General features: G+C 69.7%; 16 protein-coding genes and 3 pseudogenes. 7 read left to right on the top strand and 12 right to left on the bottom strand.

What is annotated here, in order from left to right:
- Positions 1 to 789 precede the first annotated feature (789 nt).
- A complete protein-coding gene (locus tag ACFYZJ_RS10575; RefSeq protein WP_388565290.1) occupies positions 790 to 2,358 on the bottom strand; it encodes a neuraminidase (sialidase) in 1,569 nt (522 codons plus the stop codon).
- Between the two features lie 168 nt (positions 2,359 to 2,526).
- Positions 2,527 to 2,994, bottom strand: a complete 468-nt coding sequence (locus tag ACFYZJ_RS10570) for a hypothetical protein (RefSeq protein WP_388565287.1) — start codon at positions 2,992 to 2,994, stop codon at positions 2,527 to 2,529.
- Positions 2,995 to 3,303: 309 nt separating this feature from the next.
- Between ACFYZJ_RS10570 and ACFYZJ_RS10565 the strand changes: the two genes are divergently transcribed.
- Together ACFYZJ_RS10565 and ACFYZJ_RS10560 are read left to right on the top strand one after the other, a co-directional pair.
- Positions 3,304 to 4,293: a DUF4419 domain-containing protein gene (locus ACFYZJ_RS10565; protein ID WP_388565285.1), complete on the top strand. Its 990-nt coding sequence runs from the start codon at positions 3,304 to 3,306 to the stop codon at positions 4,291 to 4,293.
- A 180-nt stretch (positions 4,294 to 4,473) separates the two neighbouring features.
- Positions 4,474 to 4,845: pseudogene (locus tag ACFYZJ_RS10560) on the top strand (transposase); the annotation flags it as partial.
- Between the two features lie 179 nt (positions 4,846 to 5,024).
- Here the strand turns inward: ACFYZJ_RS10560 and ACFYZJ_RS10555 are convergent.
- Positions 5,025 to 5,540, bottom strand: coding sequence for a putative immunity protein (locus tag ACFYZJ_RS10555; RefSeq protein WP_388565282.1), 516 nt, complete (start codon positions 5,538 to 5,540; stop codon positions 5,025 to 5,027).
- 346 nt (positions 5,541 to 5,886) lie between these two features.
- Positions 5,887 to 7,209, bottom strand: a complete 1,323-nt coding sequence (locus tag ACFYZJ_RS10550; RefSeq protein ID WP_388565280.1) for an MATE family efflux transporter — start codon at positions 7,207 to 7,209, stop codon at positions 5,887 to 5,889.
- Between the two features lie 95 nt (positions 7,210 to 7,304).
- Here ACFYZJ_RS10550 and ACFYZJ_RS10545 point away from each other — a divergent pair, with 95 nt between their 5' ends.
- Positions 7,305 to 7,838 carry a PadR family transcriptional regulator gene (locus tag ACFYZJ_RS10545; RefSeq protein WP_388565277.1) on the top strand — a complete coding sequence of 178 codons (534 nt, stop codon included), beginning with the start codon at positions 7,305 to 7,307 and terminating at the stop codon, positions 7,836 to 7,838.
- Here the strand turns inward: ACFYZJ_RS10545 and ACFYZJ_RS10540 are convergent.
- Together ACFYZJ_RS10540 and ACFYZJ_RS10535 are read right to left on the bottom strand one after the other, a co-directional pair.
- Positions 7,819 to 8,007, bottom strand: coding sequence for an NAD(P)-binding protein (locus tag ACFYZJ_RS10540; RefSeq protein ID WP_388565274.1), 189 nt, complete (start codon positions 8,005 to 8,007; stop codon positions 7,819 to 7,821). The two genes, ACFYZJ_RS10545 and ACFYZJ_RS10540, sit on opposite strands and share 20 nt — an antisense overlap.
- Before the next feature lie 455 nt (positions 8,008 to 8,462).
- Entirely contained in the window at positions 8,463 to 9,161 is a 699-nt protein-coding gene (locus ACFYZJ_RS10535) for a TMEM175 family protein (protein ID WP_388565272.1), read from the bottom strand.
- Between the two features lie 892 nt (positions 9,162 to 10,053).
- On the opposite strand from ACFYZJ_RS10535, the gene ACFYZJ_RS10530 reads away from it, so the two are divergent.
- Positions 10,054 to 11,214: an MFS transporter gene (locus ACFYZJ_RS10530; protein WP_388565581.1), complete on the top strand. Its 1,161-nt coding sequence runs from the start codon at positions 10,054 to 10,056 to the stop codon at positions 11,212 to 11,214.
- A 393-nt stretch (positions 11,215 to 11,607) separates the two neighbouring features.
- On the opposite strand, the gene ACFYZJ_RS10525 is transcribed toward ACFYZJ_RS10530, so the two are convergent.
- The 4 genes and pseudogenes from ACFYZJ_RS10525 to ACFYZJ_RS10510 all read right to left on the bottom strand — a co-directional run.
- Positions 11,608 to 12,282: a VOC family protein gene (locus tag ACFYZJ_RS10525; protein ID WP_388565269.1), complete on the bottom strand. Its 675-nt coding sequence runs from the start codon at positions 12,280 to 12,282 to the stop codon at positions 11,608 to 11,610.
- 17 nt (positions 12,283 to 12,299) lie between these two features.
- Entirely contained in the window at positions 12,300 to 12,971 is a 672-nt protein-coding gene (locus tag ACFYZJ_RS10520; RefSeq protein WP_388565266.1) for an MFS transporter, read from the bottom strand.
- A gap of 150 nt (positions 12,972 to 13,121) precedes the next feature.
- Positions 13,122 to 13,994: a LysR family transcriptional regulator gene (locus tag ACFYZJ_RS10515; RefSeq protein ID WP_388565263.1), complete on the bottom strand. Its 873-nt coding sequence runs from the start codon at positions 13,992 to 13,994 to the stop codon at positions 13,122 to 13,124.
- Between the two features lie 155 nt (positions 13,995 to 14,149).
- Positions 14,150 to 14,230: pseudogene (locus ACFYZJ_RS10510) on the bottom strand (DNA starvation/stationary phase protection protein); the annotation flags it as partial.
- Between the two features lies 1 nt (position 14,231).
- Between ACFYZJ_RS10510 and ACFYZJ_RS10505 the strand changes: the two are divergent.
- Positions 14,232 to 14,501: pseudogene (locus tag ACFYZJ_RS10505) on the top strand (dihydrofolate reductase family protein); the annotation flags it as partial.
- Between the two features lie 118 nt (positions 14,502 to 14,619).
- On the opposite strand, the gene ACFYZJ_RS10500 reads toward ACFYZJ_RS10505, so the two are convergent.
- The gene (locus tag ACFYZJ_RS10500; RefSeq protein WP_388565260.1) at positions 14,620 to 15,420 is read right to left on the bottom strand and encodes a phosphotransferase; all 801 of its coding nucleotides are present in this window, start codon (positions 15,418 to 15,420) and stop codon (positions 14,620 to 14,622) included.
- 300 nt (positions 15,421 to 15,720) lie between these two features.
- Between ACFYZJ_RS10500 and ACFYZJ_RS10495 the strand changes: the two genes are divergently transcribed.
- Complete coding sequence (locus ACFYZJ_RS10495; protein ID WP_388565258.1) at positions 15,721 to 16,008, top strand: hypothetical protein; 288 nt, start codon at positions 15,721 to 15,723, stop codon at positions 16,006 to 16,008.
- 297 nt (positions 16,009 to 16,305) lie between these two features.
- Here ACFYZJ_RS10495 and wrbA read toward each other — a convergent pair whose 3' ends face one another.
- A complete protein-coding gene (gene wrbA, locus ACFYZJ_RS10490) occupies positions 16,306 to 16,920 on the bottom strand; it encodes an NAD(P)H:quinone oxidoreductase (RefSeq protein ID WP_388565255.1) in 615 nt (204 codons plus the stop codon).
- A 961-nt stretch (positions 16,921 to 17,881) separates the two neighbouring features.
- Here wrbA and ACFYZJ_RS10485 point away from each other — a divergent pair.
- Entirely contained in the window at positions 17,882 to 18,232 is a 351-nt protein-coding gene (locus ACFYZJ_RS10485; protein WP_388565252.1) for a hypothetical protein, read from the top strand.
- Positions 18,233 to 18,687 lie beyond the last annotated feature (455 nt).

The following is an 18,687-nucleotide window of genomic DNA, read 5'->3' as shown; positions in this document are numbered from 1 at the left end:
GGCCTGGCCTTGGTTCGGGGCCGTTCTGGTTGCCGTTTCCGGCTTGCTGAGCGCCTGCGGAGGGAGCGGCGGCGTTCGGAAGCGCGCTCGGCACCGCCGCGTCCTTCCGTCGACCCGCAGGCCACAACGCCGTCGGCAAGCGGAACCGGGACGGCCGGTCCTCCGGCCTCGCCCTCCACGTCGTGTTACGGCCCTTGAGGTGTCGTACGTCGAAGGGCCGCATACCGCGTCCGTGCGTGGCGGCGTACAGCTTGCCGTCGGGGCCGAGGCGGAGCTGCATCACGGCCGTGGTGGGCAGGTTGTGGCCGAGGACCACCCACTGGGTGGCGCCGGCGGGCCGGTGGAAGGTGGCCAGGTCGGTGCCGAGGGCGAGGCCGCCGTTCGGGAGGAGCTTCACCGCGTTGGCGGGGACGTCGGGCAGGTTGGCAAGGCGGCGCCGTAGGCGCCGGGCGTGACCACGCCGGGCGCCTACGGGCCTCGGTGAACTGAGCCGTCGCCAACGCGGAGTTCTCCGCCTCGGCGGCCCCGCCGAACGACTCGGTGCTTACCAGTCCGAACGCGGCCGGTACGACGGTGCAGATCATGAACCGCCGCTGGTGCCTAGGGGGCAACATGCCCTCTCCCCCCTGCACCGGGGCATACGGGGGTGTCCCCGGCGCAGCAAGATCTTGGCGTGGCCCGCGACAGTTCTACAAAGGGACCCTAGGAAAAAATGGCGGGTTGTTTACCTTGCGCCTCGCATGAACCCAAACTTGCGCTCGTCGCAGCACTTTGGGGGCGGGCCTTCGATCACCGGTCGATCCGGTGAGGCCGGGCTGCCCGGGATCCCGTCGCGCGCGGTGTGGCCGTGGCCGCAGCAATGGGGCCGTAGCCCGTGCCGGTGGGGAACAGCCCGCTGTAAGCGTCCGTGGAGTTCTGCGGCGCGTTGGAATTGGTCTCGACGAACAGCGGCCGTACGCCGAATCGGCCATCCGTGGCGAGGCCCTCGTAGTCGCCGAGGAAGTGGCCTCCGGCGTAGGGGGCCTGGAGCCAGTCGAAGACGCGGGAGACGCGGCGCTCGGTGGTGCGGTTTTCCGCACCGCGGGGGAAGGTGGCCAGCCAGGCGGCGGTGGGCAGGGTCGTGGTGTTCCCGGCGGTGAGGTAGCGCAGGTCGTAGTAGGTGATCGCGACCGTGCCCCGTTCGTCCACGCTGATCGAGGGCGTGAAGGCGGGCGCGGAGGCGACCTGGTTGACCCGCGTCGGGGCTGACCAGGTGCGGCCGCCGTCGACGGAGTGGGTCAGTTCCACGGAGTCGTAGGCGCCGCCGCTGAAGTCCGAACCTTCGTAGGCGACGTACAGCTCACCGGTGTGCGGGTCGATGGCCACGTTCGGCAGGTCGCCGCCCGCCCGCAGTGACTTGGTGGCGTCGGTGGGGGCGTTGGGGTCGACCTCGGGTACGGATGTGTCCTTGGCGATGGTGACCGGTTTGCTCCACGTGCGGCCCTGGTCGGTCGACTTGACGAGGGCGAAGTGCAGGTCGGTGGGCGTGAAGGTGCCGGTCGCGTAGTCGATGTCGTAGGTCTGCCAGTCGAAGACGTCGTAGAGGGTGTCGGTGCGCGGGTCGACGACGATGACGTTGCCGATGGTCTGGGAGTGCGGGACGACGGAGGTGTCCACGAACGGTCGGGCCGTGGACCAGTGCCGGCCGCCGTCGCGGGTGATGGAGATGTAGGCGGGTCCGTCGTAGACCTTGGCGGAGTCGTCCTCGTCGATGCGGTCCCAGACCTGGTAGGCGACGCCGGGGTGGACGGGGTCGGCGGTGACGGCGTTCTTGTCGTCGGTGAACTGGGCCTGCGTGTCGTCGATCAGGGGGATCGTGTGTTTCCAGGTACGGCCGCCGTCGTACGACGTGGAGGCGGCCACGCCGTTGCGTGCGTCGGTGGCGTCGAATACCAGGCCGCTGGCGTAGACGGTGCCGTCGGGTCCGGTGCTCACCCAGCCGTCGGACGCGCGCTGGTAGTTGAGCCCGCCCGGGGCGCAGTGCGAGAACGGCAGCGGGGTCTCGGTGAAGTGCCGCCCGTCGCGGGTGTACGTGGCGGTCAGGCCGCGGGCGCCGCCGTTGGACCAGCGGTCCTGCTGGAAGATGCCGACCGCGTCACGCGGTTCGCGCGGGGAAACGGTGACGTACGGTTCGTCCTCCGCGGACGGGTAGTTGGTGCCGGTCCCGTCGCCACTGATGTCACAGGCGGCGTAAGGGTCAGTGGGTGAAACCAGGTGGTCGGGCCGACCGTCGCCCGAGGCTGCGGAACTGCCGACCGTGGCGACGAGCAGTAACGCGGCAGCGGTGGCTATGACAGACGCTCTTGTACGTTTGCGCATGGCGATTCCCCCAACTACCCGAACAGCGGTCCGACTTGGGCTTGGCTGGCGCATGTACGGTCCCGATGTCGGCGGGACGCGGGTTGCCGGACGAGACTAACGCTGCACCGCACAAAGGCAGTTGACGGGAGCGGTCAAGGACACGTCAATTAACGACCGCCGGTTTTGTCACCGGGCGGCTACCCGGTAGCGGCTGAGGACAGGGAGAGCGGCGGCCAGGACGAGGGCTGCGGTGCCGGACGCCAGAAGGGGAACGTGCCCGTCGGCGCCCCGGGCGAGCCCGGCGGCCGGCGAGGAGAACGGCGGCTCCGGTGGCGCCCTGGTAGAGGCCCTGGGCCGTGCCCTGTTGGCGGTCGGGGACGAGGGTGGAGATCCAGGCTTTGCCAACCCGTCGGTGCGGGCGGCGAATCCCCCGTACAGGGGCAGGACCACGAAGATCAGCCAGGGCGCATGGATGAGGCCGAGGTGGCCGACAGCGACGAAGGCCAGGCCCGCCGCGAACACGAGCGGACGTGGCCGGCGGCCGGACGGGGCTCCGGCGGGGTAGGACAGGGCGGCGTAGGCGAGGTTGTAGACCGCGTAGGCGCCGACGACCCCGGCCGTGGACAGGCACAGGGGGTCGTGGGCACGCAGCAAAAGCAGTGTGTCAGGGAAGTTGGCCAGGTTGAAGAGGAGCAGCAGCGCCAGGACGTGCCCGATCTACTGCATGATGGCGCGCCGCATTCCACGGACATCATGAAATCGTCTGATCCAGAGTTCCGACTTCGCCACGCGAGCGGTGGTACAGAAACGAGGGTCTCATCGGTCTCTTACGATCAAGGCCGATCACCGCTTGTGGGGGATACGGATGGCTTTCGAGATAGACCTGCCGCTCGCTGAAGACGCCGAGACCGCTCGGCTCGCTTCCGAGCTCACCGAACTCGGCAACGAGCGCTTCCTGCGGCTGTGCTCCGCGACCAGGCGCGATTCCACCACCGCAGCACCGATCGCCTCGTTGGCTGGTCCACCGACGCTCCGGAGACCAGGGAGCCCACCTCCAGCCTCCTGCTGCGCGCCGTTCACCTGTGCTTCACGGCTCACCTGCCACTGAGCCTCTCACCCGACCTGCTCTGGTACGTCGTCGTGCACGAGGTAGCCGTCCACGTCCGCCTCAACTCCGGCACATACGCGGGACTGTTCACCGAAACGCCGGGGCACCGGCAGACCATCGCCGTCCGCGACGACCTGGCCTCGCTGGATTGGGGGCGCTCGATCAACCGGGTCCAACAGCCCCTGCGTGCCCGCATCGGCGATGATGTAGCCAACCTGTTCCAGCCCGCCTTCTCGACCACCACCCCCACCGACGCCACGGCCGCGCTCGTGGCGCTGATGGACGTGGTCAGCCCGTACTACCGCTTCCGATGGACCTCGCTCTGCGGCATTCCCCGGATCCGACTGGAGGGCACGGACCGAGACTGGCGCCTGCTGGCGGCCCGGGTACGGGAGCTGGAAGGATGGTTCGAAGGCCTGCGGCCGTGGTTCGCCGCCTTGCACCCGGTACTGGACTCGATCAGCGCGACTGCTTCGGGGTGGGGCATCGACCAGGAGTTCTGGCGTTCGCTCTACAAGTGGGAGTCGGCGTCCGGCGGCGACAGGGTCACTGGCTGGATCACCGCTTTTTTCGCCCACCGATACACCGACGACGGACCGTCTCCCAAGCAGTCGTTCGGCCCGGGAACCACCGACGAGGAGGACTTCCCTTCGCACATCTCCCGCGTCCCGTTCCGCTGGGAGACGCCCACCGGCACATTCGAGATGGCCTTCCTCGGCGGTGTGCTCGGTACAGAACGCGACGGTGAGTGGATCCGGCCACGCCTCGGCTACGCCGTGGTGGAACTGCTCCCCGCTACCGAGCCCCGCGACGAGCGCCCCCCCCTACCCCTGGACCATGGCTGACATTCGACGCGTCACCGGCTGCGAGGATGGCGGGGCCCCGCCGAACAGGACGACGGTGGACCTGGCCGCAGGAACGGCGGTCGTACGGATGCCGCGCTCCGGGCGGTAGGAGTACCGCCCGACCATCGATGGCACACGCTCCGGGTTCGTCGTCACAGGACATATGGTGGATCGTCGTGCATGACGCGGGAACAACTGACCGATGAGTGTGGGGAATTCGTCGGGGAATTCGTCGAGCCGTGCCTGCCGATCGGCAGGCACTGTCCGCATCTCGAGCGGCTGCGGCAGCAGTTGGAGGGCGTGATCCGGCGGCTTCGGACTGACGGGCAGTGGCGGGAGATGCCGGCCGAGTTCGGCGCCTGGCCCACCGTCCACAACCGCTCCAGGCAGTGGCGGGATGCCGGTGTCTTCGGGGCCCTGCTGGAGGATCTGATCGCCGGAGCCGCGAGGCGGAGCGCCGTGGACCTGTCGCTGGTCGGCGTGGACTCAACCACCGCCCGCGCCCATCATGACGCCGCCGGGATGCAACTCGGCGAGGACGTTCTCACAGCGGGATGCCGAGTAGCTGGCGCGGCTGCTGGGGATCGGGGAACTCCCGGCCGTGCGGGTGCCCACCGAGACGGAGGAAGCCCCGCGGGATCCGGTGCGACAGCGCGCGCCTGCGATGGCCCGGAGACCGACAGATGACGGCGTTCAGCTCCGCGTGGACGGTGTTTGCGCCCGACGTGCGCTCAGCCGTCAAACACCGACCAGCAGATGTCGTTCCGCAAGCGCTGGTCGTCGAGCACCAGCTCGCGAATCGCCTCCGGGAGCTGGTCACGCTGCCACTGGCACTCGAGTCGTCCTGCGGCCTCACTCTCGTCTTCTGGCGCGGCAGCGCGTACGGCCTTGATCGCATAGGCAGCCGCACCGAGCTCGTGCGCGGCGACATGTGCGACGACCGCGGCCTGGCCGGCGGCGTAAGCGGCATACCGTGCTGCGCCACGCAGGTCTCGAGCCGCGCCCATTGCATGGCCGCCCGCCGCGCGGGCCTGCATCATCTTGACCTCGCCACGCACCCAGGCGCGGGAATGCTCGATCGCCCGGCGCGGCCGTGGGTCCTCAGGCTGAGCCGACTCGAAGAGGTCAAGGACGTGCTCCGCGCACGTTGCCGCCCAAAGGGCGAGGAGGCGGTGATCCGAATCAGTGAGGGTCCCACCACGGCGGATCGTCACGAAGCGAGGGTCCCTGACCTTCGGGAGGATCATGGTTGGCATTCCTTCCTGCCGACATCGGCCCCACACCCGGGAACGCGCACCCACGAGCCTCCACCGGTCGACGCCTACGGTGCCGCCTCCGCGTGAGGCGCCCCCTCGCAAGACGGTCCACGGGCAGCCGCAACGTACCAAGAGCACTGCGCTTTGTGCTGCAGCCTGGGAGAAACGCTGAACTGGCGTGGTGGAGCAGAGTTCCTGGAACTGGTCCCCGCGTGAATTCCAAGAGGGCTGCTCAGGGCTTCAAGGTGCGCAGGAAGGCCGCGATCCGGGCGCGGTGCAGCGCGGGTCGTTCAGTTCGTGAGCGAGTGCGGTGAGCCGTTCGCGGGTCTTCAAAACCTCAGCCGACCCGCGCCAATGAGACCCCGGTCTGTTCCTGGTGCCGACCCTGCAGCAGTAGCACCGTGACCGCCGCGCACTGCGCTGCCATGGCGAGCCCCAGCGCCAGGCAGACGCCGGGCAGGCCGAGGCCGGACAGGGCGTACGCCAAGGGCAGTTGGACGGCGGTGCCGAGCAGGGTGACCCGGAGCAGCGCGGGCGCTCCCCCGCTCCCCTCGAAGACTCCGCCGAGCGCGATGAAGCAGGCCATCGACAGCAGGTAGGGGCCGATGCAGCGCAGGAACAGCACACCCTGGTGGGCGGCGTCAGGGCCGGCGCCGAAGGCGGCCATGATCCAGGGCGCGGTGGCGGCGAACAGAGCAGTGGCCGCGAGCCCCAGCGTCCCGGAGAGGCGTACCGCCTGCCGGCCGATGTCCCGCCGTGCGTCTTCGCCCGCGCCCCGGGTGTGCGCGGTGTGGATCGCGGCTGCCTGCCGCACCGCGTAAAAGGCCATGGTGGCGACGTACATCACCTTGTAGGCAATGGCGTAGGCCGCCACCACGGTGACGCCGAGCCGGGCGACGATCGCCACCAGCACCAGCGCCCCTCCTTGCCGCACGGTGAAGTCGGCGGACATGGGCAGCCCGGTGGTGAGCGTGCGCTGCAGGGCGACGGGGAGCGGCTCGGCGGAACAGGCCCGGGCGGCCGTCCGCAGCAGCGAATTGCGGCGCAGGGCACGCAGGCCCACCGCCAGGGCCGCGCAGCGGCACAGCACAGTGGAGGCGGCAGCGCCCCGCACGCCGTAGAGGTGGATGAGGACGGGGTCGCACAGCAGGATCAGCCCGTTGGCAAGGAGCGCGAGCCGCAGGGGGGTACGCGTGTCGCCGGTGCCCTTGAGGATGCCGTCGACAAGCTGCTGGGCGAAGAAGACGGCCATGCCGGGCAGGGAGATCGCGAAGTAGGCGGTGGCCAGCCGCAGGGGCTCCGGGTCGGCACTGCCGAGGACCAGCCGGGCCAGGGGCCCGCGCAGTAAGAACCCGCCCACCGCGAAGGTCGGGGTCACCAGCCCGCACAGTGCCCAACCGCCGCGTACGGCGGCCCGTACGGCGGCCGGGTCGCGGGCCCCCCGGGCGTACGCCACCGAAACGGTCGTACCGGAGGCGAAGACCAGGGCGACACCGAGCAGCAGGTTCTCGGTGTTGGTGGCGACCGCCACGGCGGCGACGGCGGCGCCGCCGAGCCGGGAGACCCAGACGGTGTTGACGATCCCGGATGCGACCGAGGCGAGGAGCGAGAAGTAGACGGGGTGGGCGAGCGATATGAGCCGCCTGCGGTGGGGGTTCAAGCCCGGCCTCCTTGACCTCATCGAGCACCATACCTCTAAACGAGGTAGCTCGATTAGAGGTAACATGGAGGCCGGCCGCCCGCAAGGAGGAACGCGTGCTGGAGTTGTCGATCCTCGGCTTCCTCGCCGAGGCACCGCTGCACGGCTACGAGCTGAAGGAACGCATCAAGGCTCTCACCGGGCACGTCCGCCCGGTCAGCGACGGCGCGCTCTACCCGGCCATCAACCGGCTCCTCGCCGCCGGGCTGCTCGACCAGCGCACGGAAGCCGGCGCGAGCGCCGCCCCCCGCCGGGTGCTGTCCCTGACCGACAAGGGCCGCGCGGAGCTGCTGGTGCGGCTACGCACACCCAAACAAGCCGAGATCACCGACCACGCCCGCTTCAATACGGTCCTGGCCTTCCTGCGGCACCTGGACAGCCCCGCCGAACAGGCCGCGGTGCTGCGCCGCCGCCTGGCCTTCCTCGAGACCCCGTCGAGCTTCTTCTACCGGGGAGGCGAGCCAGTGCGCGCGGAAGAGGCCGGCGACCTGTTCCGGGAAGGCATGCTGCGCGTAGCCCGCGCCACCGGAACGGCAGAGCGGGAATGGCTGCGCGAGGCCATCGACACGCTCAGCCGAACTGCGCCTTGAAGCGGCGGCCGCGCTGCCGGCGCCTGCCCGCGCGACGGGCCTCCATCCTGCCGGCGGAGCGCTCGTACACAGCGACTTCGGCGCCGACGGCTCGCATCTCGTGGGCTGCCGCAAGGCCTCCGACGGACCCGCCGATGACCAGAGTCTCGAACGCGTTCCTCGGCTGCATCACGCCTTCCTCGCGTCGGTCCCAGTGGCGCGGTCCGCGGGGGCGATGGCCTGCTCGGCCATGGAGCTCCTCGGATTCCCGCATTGCCGCCGGCCCGCCGTGCGAGGCCACGGCAGGTCCGCCTCGCGCCTGGCTCACGTCAGTGAGACCGGCTTCAGGTGGTCCAGCAGGCCGTTCTGCAGGGCGGGCACGCCGTCGTCGGCCCTCGGCTTGGTGCGGTGGCTCCCTTGTCCTCGGTCGGCCGGCGCTCAACCGATCGCGGGCCACAGGCCTCCGCGGTCCTGCTTTGCAAAGTCGGCGCCGATGCACCTGCCCACGAGCGCCCCGGCGCGTCACGCCAGGGTCGGCGAGGCCCGGCCGCGTCGCAGACCGAACACCTCGGCCGACCCAGGGCTCCGGACGTCGAACGGCACTGTCCGCCCGGCTGACAGCGTGCCACCGAGTGTCAGGACGTGTCAGACCGCACCGTCACGACCTGTCTCGTCGGCCCGATGTCCGGCATCAGGCGGAGCCGTCCCACCGGGCAGACCTTCGCTGGTGACGAAGTAGAAGACCGGGAGGAGGACGAACACGGCGATCGCCAGCAGCGGTGCGACGAGCACCCCGAGAAGCCCGGCGACGGTGTAGGCGAGGGCACCGGCCCAGGAACGAAGCCGGCCGTGCCGCACGTACGTGTCCTCCACCTCAGGGTCCAGCAGCTCGGGCCGGCGGCAGATCTGCTGGTAGAAGGCCACCCAGCTCAGACACATCGCCGCGGCGATGCCTGCGTACAGAGCGACGGCCACCCGCGCGTCCGCGCCCATGGGATCTGCCTGCAGCGCGTCCGCCACCACCGCGGTCGGAAAGGACAACAACCCCGTGGTGAGCAGCAGGAACAGGTTGGCGGCATGCAGCCCGCGATCCATGGTCCTGATACGGACGAAGGCCTGGTGATGGTTGAGCCAGATCACCGCGACATAGCCGAAGGACGCCAGGTAGCCGAGGTAGGCAGGCCACAGAGCCAGCAGAGCCTGGCCGAGGCCGCCCGGTTTGTGCGGAGGGTCGGCGAGATTGAGAACGAGAAGCGTGACGGCGATGGCGAACACACCGTCACTGAACGCCTCGGCCCGTGTGGTCTCGGAACGTGAGAACTTGCGGGGATGGGTGCGGGACAAGCCGACTCCTGACGTACTGACTCATGTTGTTCACAAGTATCCGTGCGCCGTCTCCTTCACCTCACGGCCACGCTCGGCACGGTGCTGGGACAGGAGGTCCGTCACGAGTACGTATCGCTGACAGAGATCAGCAATCCGGATATGCATGCGATGTGGAGGTTCCTGAACGGACCCCGGCTATCGCGTGGACATTCCCGCACTGCACGGCGCTCGCCCGGAAACTCCGTGGACCGGATTCGCGGACCGGGCACGCCGCACATTCGCTCAGGGGTCGAACAGTGCGCTGGTGGACTTCCCTGCGTGCAGCGAAAGACAACTGCCTACGGTAGCCGTCGCTACCGTAGCGATGGCGCCGCGAAACGGCCATTGCGGATCATTCGAGCGGAGGTCTTCGTGAAATCTCGGTCGAAACTCCCTTGGGGAAAGTGGCAGGCCGAGGCCGCGCCCCTTGGCATGTTCTGCCTGTGATCTCTTCGCCGAGGCCTCTCGCCAGCCTACGGCGTCCGGGGCGGTCGCACCGAGGCGAGGGGTGGGAGAAGGCCCAGGACGTCCGTCGCCGCCGACGCGTCCAGCAGCCCACCGGGGGGCGGACTTTCTGCGGTCATCTGTCATTGAGATAACTGACATCGAAATCCATCGCGCCACATAGGGAAGCTACACGAGGTGTCCCGCGCTTGGTCCAGATGAGAGCAGCAAGGAAGCCGCTCGACCACCGTCACGCGTCATCGGCGAGCCAGGTCCCCGGCTCGTCCGCCACGAAGAAGGTCCCATGTCCCAGTCACCCGATCTCCGCACATCCGCTCCGCGCACGTCACACCGCGCGGCGGCCGGCACCCCGGCTTCCCACGGCGTACCGGGCTGGCTGGTCGCGCTGCTCGCCGTCGCCTCCGGCATGACGGTCGCCAATCTGTACTACGCGCAGCCGCTGCTGTCGTCCCTGCGCGACGTCTTCCACATCTCCACGGCCACCGCGGGCGTCCTCATCACGCTGACCCAGGTCGGTTACGTGATCGGCATGCTCTTCCTGGTGCCGCTCGGCGACCGGCTGGAAAAGCGCGGCCTGATCACCATCCTGCTGACCGTCACCACCCTCGCCCTGGTGGCGGCCGGCCTCGCCACCGGCTTCCCCATGCTGCTGGCCGCCTCCCTGATCAGCGGTGCCACCTCGGTCGTCGCCCAGATCCTGGTCCCCTTCGCGGCGAGCCTGGCCCCCGACCACGCCCGCGGCCGGATCGTCGGCCGGGTGATGAGCGGCCTGCTCACCGGCATCCTGCTCTCCCGCACCCTCAGCAGTCTGGTCTCCGACATCGCCGGCTGGCGCGTCGTCTACCTCGGCTCCGCCGCCCTGATGGCCCTCCTGGCCGCCGCCCTGATGGCCCTCCTGGCCGTCGCCCTGCGGGCCGCACTGCCCCAGCACGCCCCGACCACGACCGTGCCGTACCACCACGTGCTGCGCTCCACCATCGCGCTGGTACGCACCCACCCCGCACTGCTGCGCCGCGGCCTCTACCAGGCAGCCATGTTCGGTTCCTTCAGCGCCTTCTGGACCACCATCTCGTACGTCCTGACCGGCCCGGACTTCCGCTACTCCCCCGTCGGCGTCGGCATGTTCGCCCTCGTCGGAGCCGCCGGTGCCGCCATCGCCCCGCTCGCCGGACACTGGGCCGACCGCAAGCTCGCCCGCCCCATGACCGGCCTCGCGTTCGCCGTCGCCGCCGCGGCCTTCGCTGTCGCGGGCCTCGGACAGCACAGCATCGTGCTGCTCGCCCTGGCCGCGATCCTCATCGACATGGCCGTGCAGACCACCCTGATCCTCGGCCAGCACACGGTCTACCAGCTCGACCCGCACGCCCGGGCCCGCCTCAACTCGGCCTTCATCGCCACGTTCTTCCTCGGCGGCGCCCTCGGCTCCCAGCTCGGCTCGATCGCCTACCGCGCCGGCGGCTGGGGCGCGGTCAGCATCCTCGGCGCGGCCCTGCCGCTGCTGGCGCTGCTGTACTGGCTCACCGAACACCGCGCCGCCGAACGGAAGGCCGTCCCTGTGTCCAGCTGAACACACAACCGTGGGAAGGCGGGTCACTCCGCACCCGGTGCGGTCCACACGGTCACTCCGCACCCGGTGCGGTCCGCGCGGACGGACCGCACCGGGTCGTCCGGCCCTCTGCTCGCCGACAGAGCCGTGCGCCCGCGGAAGCAACTCACAACGTGGAAGTGGTGGGACTGAAATGATTCTGGCGGTGGTGTTCGCCGTAGTGGCCGCCGGTGGCAACGCGGCGGGAACCGTGCTGCAACGGCGAGCGGCTCTGCAGGTGTCCGACTCGTCGGCCCGGCTCCATCTCGTCCGGCATCTCGTGCGCAGCCCGGTCTGGTTCGCCGGCGTCCTGGGGGTCGTTTCCTCCGCGCTCTTTCAGGCTCTTGCCCTGAGCACGGGGACTTTGGCAGCGGTCTACGGCGTCTTCGCCCTGTCACACTCCGGTTGTCTCGGGAAGTGCGTCGCCCCGGAGGTAGCAGTGCCTCGACAGGGCGACCGCCCGCACCCTCCGCGAACTATTCCGGCTGGGTGACCTCCGTGCGCCGGATGACCACCTCGCCCTGGTCCGTGGCGACGGCCACGGCGTACACACCAGGACGTTCGCCGTTGTACCTCAGGGGCCGATCGCAGGCCGCGTCGCCGAGCCCTGACCGCATGTCCTTCCTCGGCCAGGAAGACGATGGGCAGTCCCTGCTGCCGGCAGGGAATCGTCTCGTGAACGCGTTGCGCTGCACACCGTCCGTCCGCCTGCGCTGGGGCTTGTCGACGATGTCGGTGCCGAAGTGCCGTGCCGGCTTGGTCAGTTCGTCGCGCGAGTCGACGCCCAGGCACCAAGCCGATGTAGACATCGCCTCTTTCGATCTGGTCGTAGAACCAGCGGGCGCTCGGGTTCGTCTGCGGGGAGTAGGCGTCGATGACGCTCTCCACCTCGATGTACTGGTCCGGACCGAGCGGCACGATGCGGTTGGCGATGCCGAGGTGCGGGAAGCAGCCGCCTTCGTACTGTCCGGACCCGGTCTCGTCGCAGAGTCGTTCGGTGCCTTCGCAGATACTGCGGCAGCCGAGGGAGATGTGGTCGATGCTGAGCACGGTGTGCCGTCACCTGTTCAATGGGCGAGGTTCTCTTCGATGTCGCCGTGACGGGTGGTGGGTGTGTGGGCGTGCGCCGGGTGCACCCGGATGCGGTTGCCTGCCACGGTCACCAGCGCGCAGGCGACGAGCGAGACGGCGATGAAGTACAGCCCGCTGTCGACGTTTCCGGTGCTGTCCCGCAGCCATCCCACGATGTAGGGCGCCAGGAAGCTGCCGAGGTTGCCGACCGTGGTGGTGATGGCGATGCCGACCGACACAGCCACCCGTCCTCTCAGGTGTGCCACCGGGATCTGCCAGATGAGGAAGCGGGCGGCGTAGCTGCCGGAGGTGAGCAGGACCGTACCGAGCAGGGTCACCCACAGGTTGGAGGCGCTGATGGCCAGGACGGTGCCGGCTGCGGCCAGCAGCGCTCCCCAGACCACGTGCTTCACCCGCTCGTCGCGCCGGTCGGAGATGGAGACCCAGGCGAGGGCGACGAAGGTCGCCGGGACGTAGACGAGGCCGGACAGAAGACCTGTCCGCACCAGGCTCAGTTTCGTATGGGCGTGCTGCGCGAAGCCGACGACGATCGGGGGGAGGAAGGCGGTGATGGCTGCGAATCCGACCCAGACGAAGCAGCGGTGACGCCGCTCCAGTTCCGTGAACAGCACCGCGGGGGACTCGACGGACAGGGGCGGACTCGACATGGCGCTCTCCCGATGACTGGTGGTTCAGGAGCGGGTGCATGCCCTTCCGGCTCCTGGGACACCTCAGGGTCAGCGACCTGTTGGCGTTGAGCCATGTGTGGATCACCAGCATGTGGGCGGGGAGTTGTAGCTGTCCCCTTGAAGACCCGGTCAGGTGATGTGCCGCAGTAGTGCGGCGACCGCCGGCGGTGCCTCGCCCGGAGGGCGGACCACCATGATCTTCCAGTTCGGCGCGTGTCGGTCGAACCGGTACTGGAGCAGATCGGGGAAGCGGTCCCCGATCGATTTGGGCATGATGCAGACGCCCAGGTCGTTGCGGACCAGCTCGGCTGCCGCCACGATGTCGTTCACCTCGAACGTCGTGCTGCGGTCGACGCCCGCCGCCCGGAAGGCCCGGTCGACCGCGTAGCGGATGGCCCAGCCGGGTGTGAAGTCCACCAGTGGCAACGGGGCGACGTCCGCCAGCCGGACCTCGCCCTTCGGCGTCACCCCGGTGAGCACCCGCCGGGGTGACGCCAGCAGCACCATGTCCTCGCGGGACAGCAGCCGGGTCGTGAGCCCACGCTGCTGCTGGCGGTCCAGGGCCACCACGGCCAGGTCCACCGTGCCCTCACGCAGTGCCTGCCGGATGTCGGCGACGGCCGCCTGTCGCAGCTGCACGACCACGCCCGGGTGCTCCGCACGCAGCGCGGCCAAGGCGTGGTGGAGCCCCGCCCACACCCCCTGCATCGTGCCGACCGTCACCCGCCCGCGCAGTTGCCCCTGCACGGCGTCGACCGCCTCCCGGGCCAGTTCGGCGGCCCGCAGTGCCGCGCGTGCGGCGGGGACGAACGCCTCGCCGGCCGGGGTGAGGGCGACACGGTGTGTGGTGCGGTCGAACAAGGGGGTGCCCAGTTCGCGTTCAAGGGCGCGGACCGTGCTGGACACGGCGGACTGGACCACGTGCAGCCGCCGTGCCGCCGCAGTGAAACCGCCCGTGTCCGCCACCGAGACGACGACCTCCATCTGCCGCAGATCCATCATCCGCTCCCGGTCCGGCAACGCTCCGTCTGGTGCGAAGGCGACTGTCTTCGATCTTCGCTGCATCGTATGCGGGCGGCGGCCCGTCGTGCGGATGCCGGCTCATGCCGCTCCGGACACCGCCTCGCGTACGGTCGGACGGCCGAGGCCATTCCTCGGGCGCGAACCAGCGGTGTGTCGACCAGGTGCTCGGCCAGGAACCACGCCTGCCGTTCGCCGGTCCGGATCACCTGGGAGACCCACTTCGTCGACGGCGACCCCGCCACGGTCCTGGAGCAGGCGCGGGAAGCGGCGCAGGGCAAGGACGTCCGACTCGGCGGCGGGGTCACCACCATCCGGGAATTCCTGGACGCCGACCTCGTCGACACCATGCACGTGGCGGTCTCGCCGGTGAAGCTCGGGTCCGGCCTGCAACTCTGGAAGTCCGCCCGTGAGCTGCTCGATCGGTTCCACCTCGAGGTCGTGCCCAGCCCGAGCGGCGTGACACACCACCTGTTCTGGCGAAAGTGACCAGACCTCAGCACCGGCCCGGCTGGCTGGCTCGCCTCCCAAGGCTGCCCCAGGCGGGCCGCGCTCCAGGTCCTCAGCCAGCCTCGGTCGACCAGCTCGTTCGAACGTCCCGGGCCGGTCAGTTCAGCAGGGCAGCCGTGAACATCTTGCGGTGGCCCACCAGCCAGGTCTGCATACGGTCCCAGCGTTCCCATCCACCACGCTCGGCCAGCGCCTGGAGATAGACGGGGTCACCGTCGGCCACGCGGCGGGCGACGAAGGCCCGGCAGACCTCCGTGGCCTGCTCGACGACGCCGGGCAACTCAGCGCGCTCCCCCGCCGAGAGGCCGTAACTGTCGGCGAGAATCCGCAGCCGCGCGGGCGCATCCAGTCCGGAGGGGTAGCGGGCAGCTGCCGATCCGGGATCGACCATGGGCACCCAATAGCGCGCGGTCATGGCGATGTCCCACAGGGGGCGGCCCGGGGCCGCCAAGTCGAAATCGATCAGGGCAGCGGCACGACCATCGCGGAAGACGACGTTCTCCGGGCACACGTCGTTGTGACACAGCATCGTTCCCCCCTCCGGGTCGGCCAAGTCCCGGGGCCACTCGGCATCGGTGTCGACCGCGACGGCCGCGCTGGTCTCATGCAAGCGCCGCAGCAGGCGCCCCACCGATTCGAGAGCAGGCTTCGTCATCGCCCAGTTGGGGAAGGGTGGCAGAGCCACGTCGCCTGGGATGAAGGTCAGCTGCTCACGGCCGTCCGCGGTGAGACCCACAGGGGCCGGCGCCGCGTCGAAGCCGTGCTCCTTCAGAGCGAGGAGATGGGCATGCACAGCGCGCGCGTTGCGCGGCGCCGGGCGCTCAACCAACGCCCCCCGGCGAAAGACCGCCCCCGCGTTCACCATCCCGCCGACCAGCGCCTCGCCCTCAGCCGTCATGACGATCACGCTACCGCCAGATCAACCCCGCACGGGCCAGTCCCCGAACAACGGGCGAACAAGCGCCCAAGGCTCACACCCAGGACCGGGGTCACCCAAGTCATGCCTGTGAGGGACACAGCCGAGAGGACCCCGGGGACCCCCAACCCATCCACCCGACCCGCATCCGACGGCACGGACAGTGTGCCTGCGTTCCGGGACCTGTGGGACACCGAAGGGGGCGTTCCTGGCGTCACGGCGGACAGGAGTGCCTTGCTGCCGTGGGGCTCCGGCTGCAACTGCAACGAGTTGGGCCGGCTGATGCTTGACCCGGATCCCGACAGATGGCCCGTCGTGGCCTGGCGTCGGCAGGTCAGCCACGGAGAGTCCCGATGGGCGCTGTTCGACTGCGGCATGGTCGACTTCCTGGTCAAGATGATGCGAGCCGAGTTCGCCGAGTGCCCTCTGGGTGACGCTTCCCTCTGGGGCAGGACGGCCCCCTTCGTGCACTGGCGCGAGCAGCAGCGGCGTTGGCTTGCCGGCCTTGATCCCGAGACGGGCGAGCCCGACCCCATCGTGCAGGACTTCCGCCAATGGCCCACGCCTTGACGAAGGAGCAGTGCCGACCTGGCGGCCTTCCAGGTTGGAGAAGGTTCACTGGCTCCAATAGCGGATAGCGGAGCCGCAATGACCGTCCTCTCCGTTCCGGTGACGGCCGGTTGCCACCACCTGCCGTGTCAGCCGTCCGCACCACGCGGCGGCGTCGTCACCCCGCCCTCCCCAAGCAACCTCCGGGCCGGCGGGCCGGTACAGCGCGCACCGCGAGTCCGGCAGCACATCGGCTGTCGGACTTGCGGTGCGGACAGGCGCACGGCGTCCCCCGGGACGGCCGCACTACGGGGCAGGTCAGGCGAGGCCGGCCTTCAGGGCGGCGGCGACCTGGACCACGCGCTCGGCCTGGTGACGGGCGGCGTTGCGGGTCTGCTCGCCGACCGGGTTGTTGCCCTGGGCGTCGACGTGCGAGGTGCCGTAGGGGTTGCCGTCGACGAACTTGACGGGGTCGGTGTAGCCCGGGGACACGATGATGCCGCCGAAGTGGTGGATGGAGTTGTACAGGGCGAGCAGCGTCGACTCCTGGCCGCCGTGCGCGGTGGCGGTCGTCACGAAGCCGCTGTAGACCTTGTTGGCCAGCTTACCCTGGGCCCACAGGCCGCCCAGGGTGTCGATGAACTGCTTCAGCTGGGACGAGATGTTCCCGAAGCGGGTGGGGGTGCCGAAGACGATCGCGTCCGCCCACTCGACGTCGGCGGCGGTGGCCTCCGGAATGCCCGCGCTCGCCGCGGCATGGGCGGCCCACGCCTCGTTCGAGGCGACGGCGGCCTCGGGGGCCAGTTCGGCGGCCTTCAGCAGGCGCACCTCGGCGCCCGCCTTCTCGGCCGCCTCCGCGATCTCCTTGGCGATCTCGGCCGAGAATCCGGTGGAGGAGTAGTAGATGACGGCGAGGCGGACAGGGCTGGTCATGGGAAGTCGTCTCCGATCCTGGGGATGCGTACGGTGCGCCACGACGGACCGGGCCCGCGTGGTGCACAGGCGTCGCGCACGGCGCGCTCTGCGACGCGGTGGCGATCACCGATCCTTACAGATGAATATTAAACTATCTTGTTCAATCGTCAACTACATCCTGGTATCCGATGTCGGTCGACGGCGGGGCGCGGCACCGGAGGCGGCTCGATCGAGTCCTCCGCGGACAAGCGCTTCCCGGCGGCGTCGCGGAAGCCGTGGGTGAGGCGCTTCACGCCTACGGCAGCGGCACCCGGGCCCATCCACGCTGCAACGACACACCTCGCCGGCGGGGGGCAGCAGGGCGTACGTCGTTCACGACACCCTCACGGCTGCCGCGATCCGGCTGTGGCCCAGCGCATGATCCACGACGGGGAGCGACTGTCACAGCGGACCCATACGCTGCGAGCAATCCACGACCAGCTGACCTGAAGGCATGATGACCCGCACCCCCAGACCGACCACCGAAGCGATACTCGCCGTGCTTCCCGAACTCGCGCCCTACGCGCGCGACGCGGTCATACTCCATCCCGAGCGCGCAGAGCCGGGCTGCTGGGATAGTTCGATCGGCGGACCACTGCTGTGGCCGCGTGACGAACCGTGGCCCGCATGCTCGTTGCCCGACGTGAACAACTCTGTCGGCGTGCCTGCCACTGCCATGGTGCCGTCCGCATCGCGAGTGTCCCTGAGACCCCCGCTCACCCGCTTCCGAGCAGGATCGGCGCCGCCGATGGTTCACTCTTGCGGGTGTCGGCCGCAGCGGCCCAGCCACCCGACTGGCACCGCCCCTCATTGCCGGCCTCTGGCTGCCGCCCGCGCAATCCACTCCGCAGCGGGCTTTCACCGCCTCGAAGCGCTCGGGGCGGAACACCCCGGCCCGGGCAAGCACACTTCCGACGGCTCCACGGCGTACCGTGCCCGTATGGAGCAGCGAGACATCATGCAGCGGGTCGTCGGCATCCTGACCGAGGCGCTGGAGATGCGACGGCAAGCCCGCGAGAACCGCGACGGTGACATGACACAGAGCGAGACGGTCTCGGCATTGCTCGAAGAGATGCTGCCACGCATCGAGCTGCGCGCCGATGCGAGCGCCCATGAGGTCGCGACTGCCGTGAGCGAGAAACTCGGGCCGGCGATCGTTCAGATCGCGTCAGCATTCGCGCTCGCGTTTGTGCAACTCGCCGAGGTCCACGACGGCGGGCGCACTGACGTCTCTGCGGCGGACGTCCTGCAGTCGATCTCCCTGCACTTCGAGACCGATGCAGGGCGGTAGAACGGTCCCGGAGCGGACGTTGTCGCGGGCCCGCGCAAGGTACTCGCGGCCGCGGTCCGGCACCGCTACCCCACCGTCCCACGCGTACAAGTGCTCCGGCGGTCAAGGACGCGTGGAGGGATCTCGCCGCGGCGCCGGCCGACCGGCCGCCTGGCGCGCGGAGCTCCGCGCTCCCGCTGCGGCACCAGCAGCACCCCGTGGCCCGTGACCCGGCCGGCACCCCAGGCGTCGCCCTCGTTTCGGCGTGCGGCTGCTCGGCCGGCCGACGCGCGACCCGCTCGGCGACGGTGAGTTCCTCGAGTTCGTCGCGCGCCTATTGCAGTTGCCGGCTCAACTTCTCTCCCTGCAGTCGCAGTTCGACCCTGCGGGCCGTGATCAGTCCATGAAGGTCCGGTTCCGCATCGCTGGCCGCCTGACGCACCTCCGGCCCGGAGCGGACGAGCGGTGCCTCGCTC

This window comes from Streptomyces sp. NPDC001848, from assembly GCF_042891915.1.
Taxonomy (GTDB): Bacteria; Actinomycetota; Actinomycetes; order Streptomycetales; family Streptomycetaceae; genus Streptomyces.
Note: the sequence above shows the minus strand (reverse complement) of the source record. Positions and strands in the feature narration are given on the sequence as shown.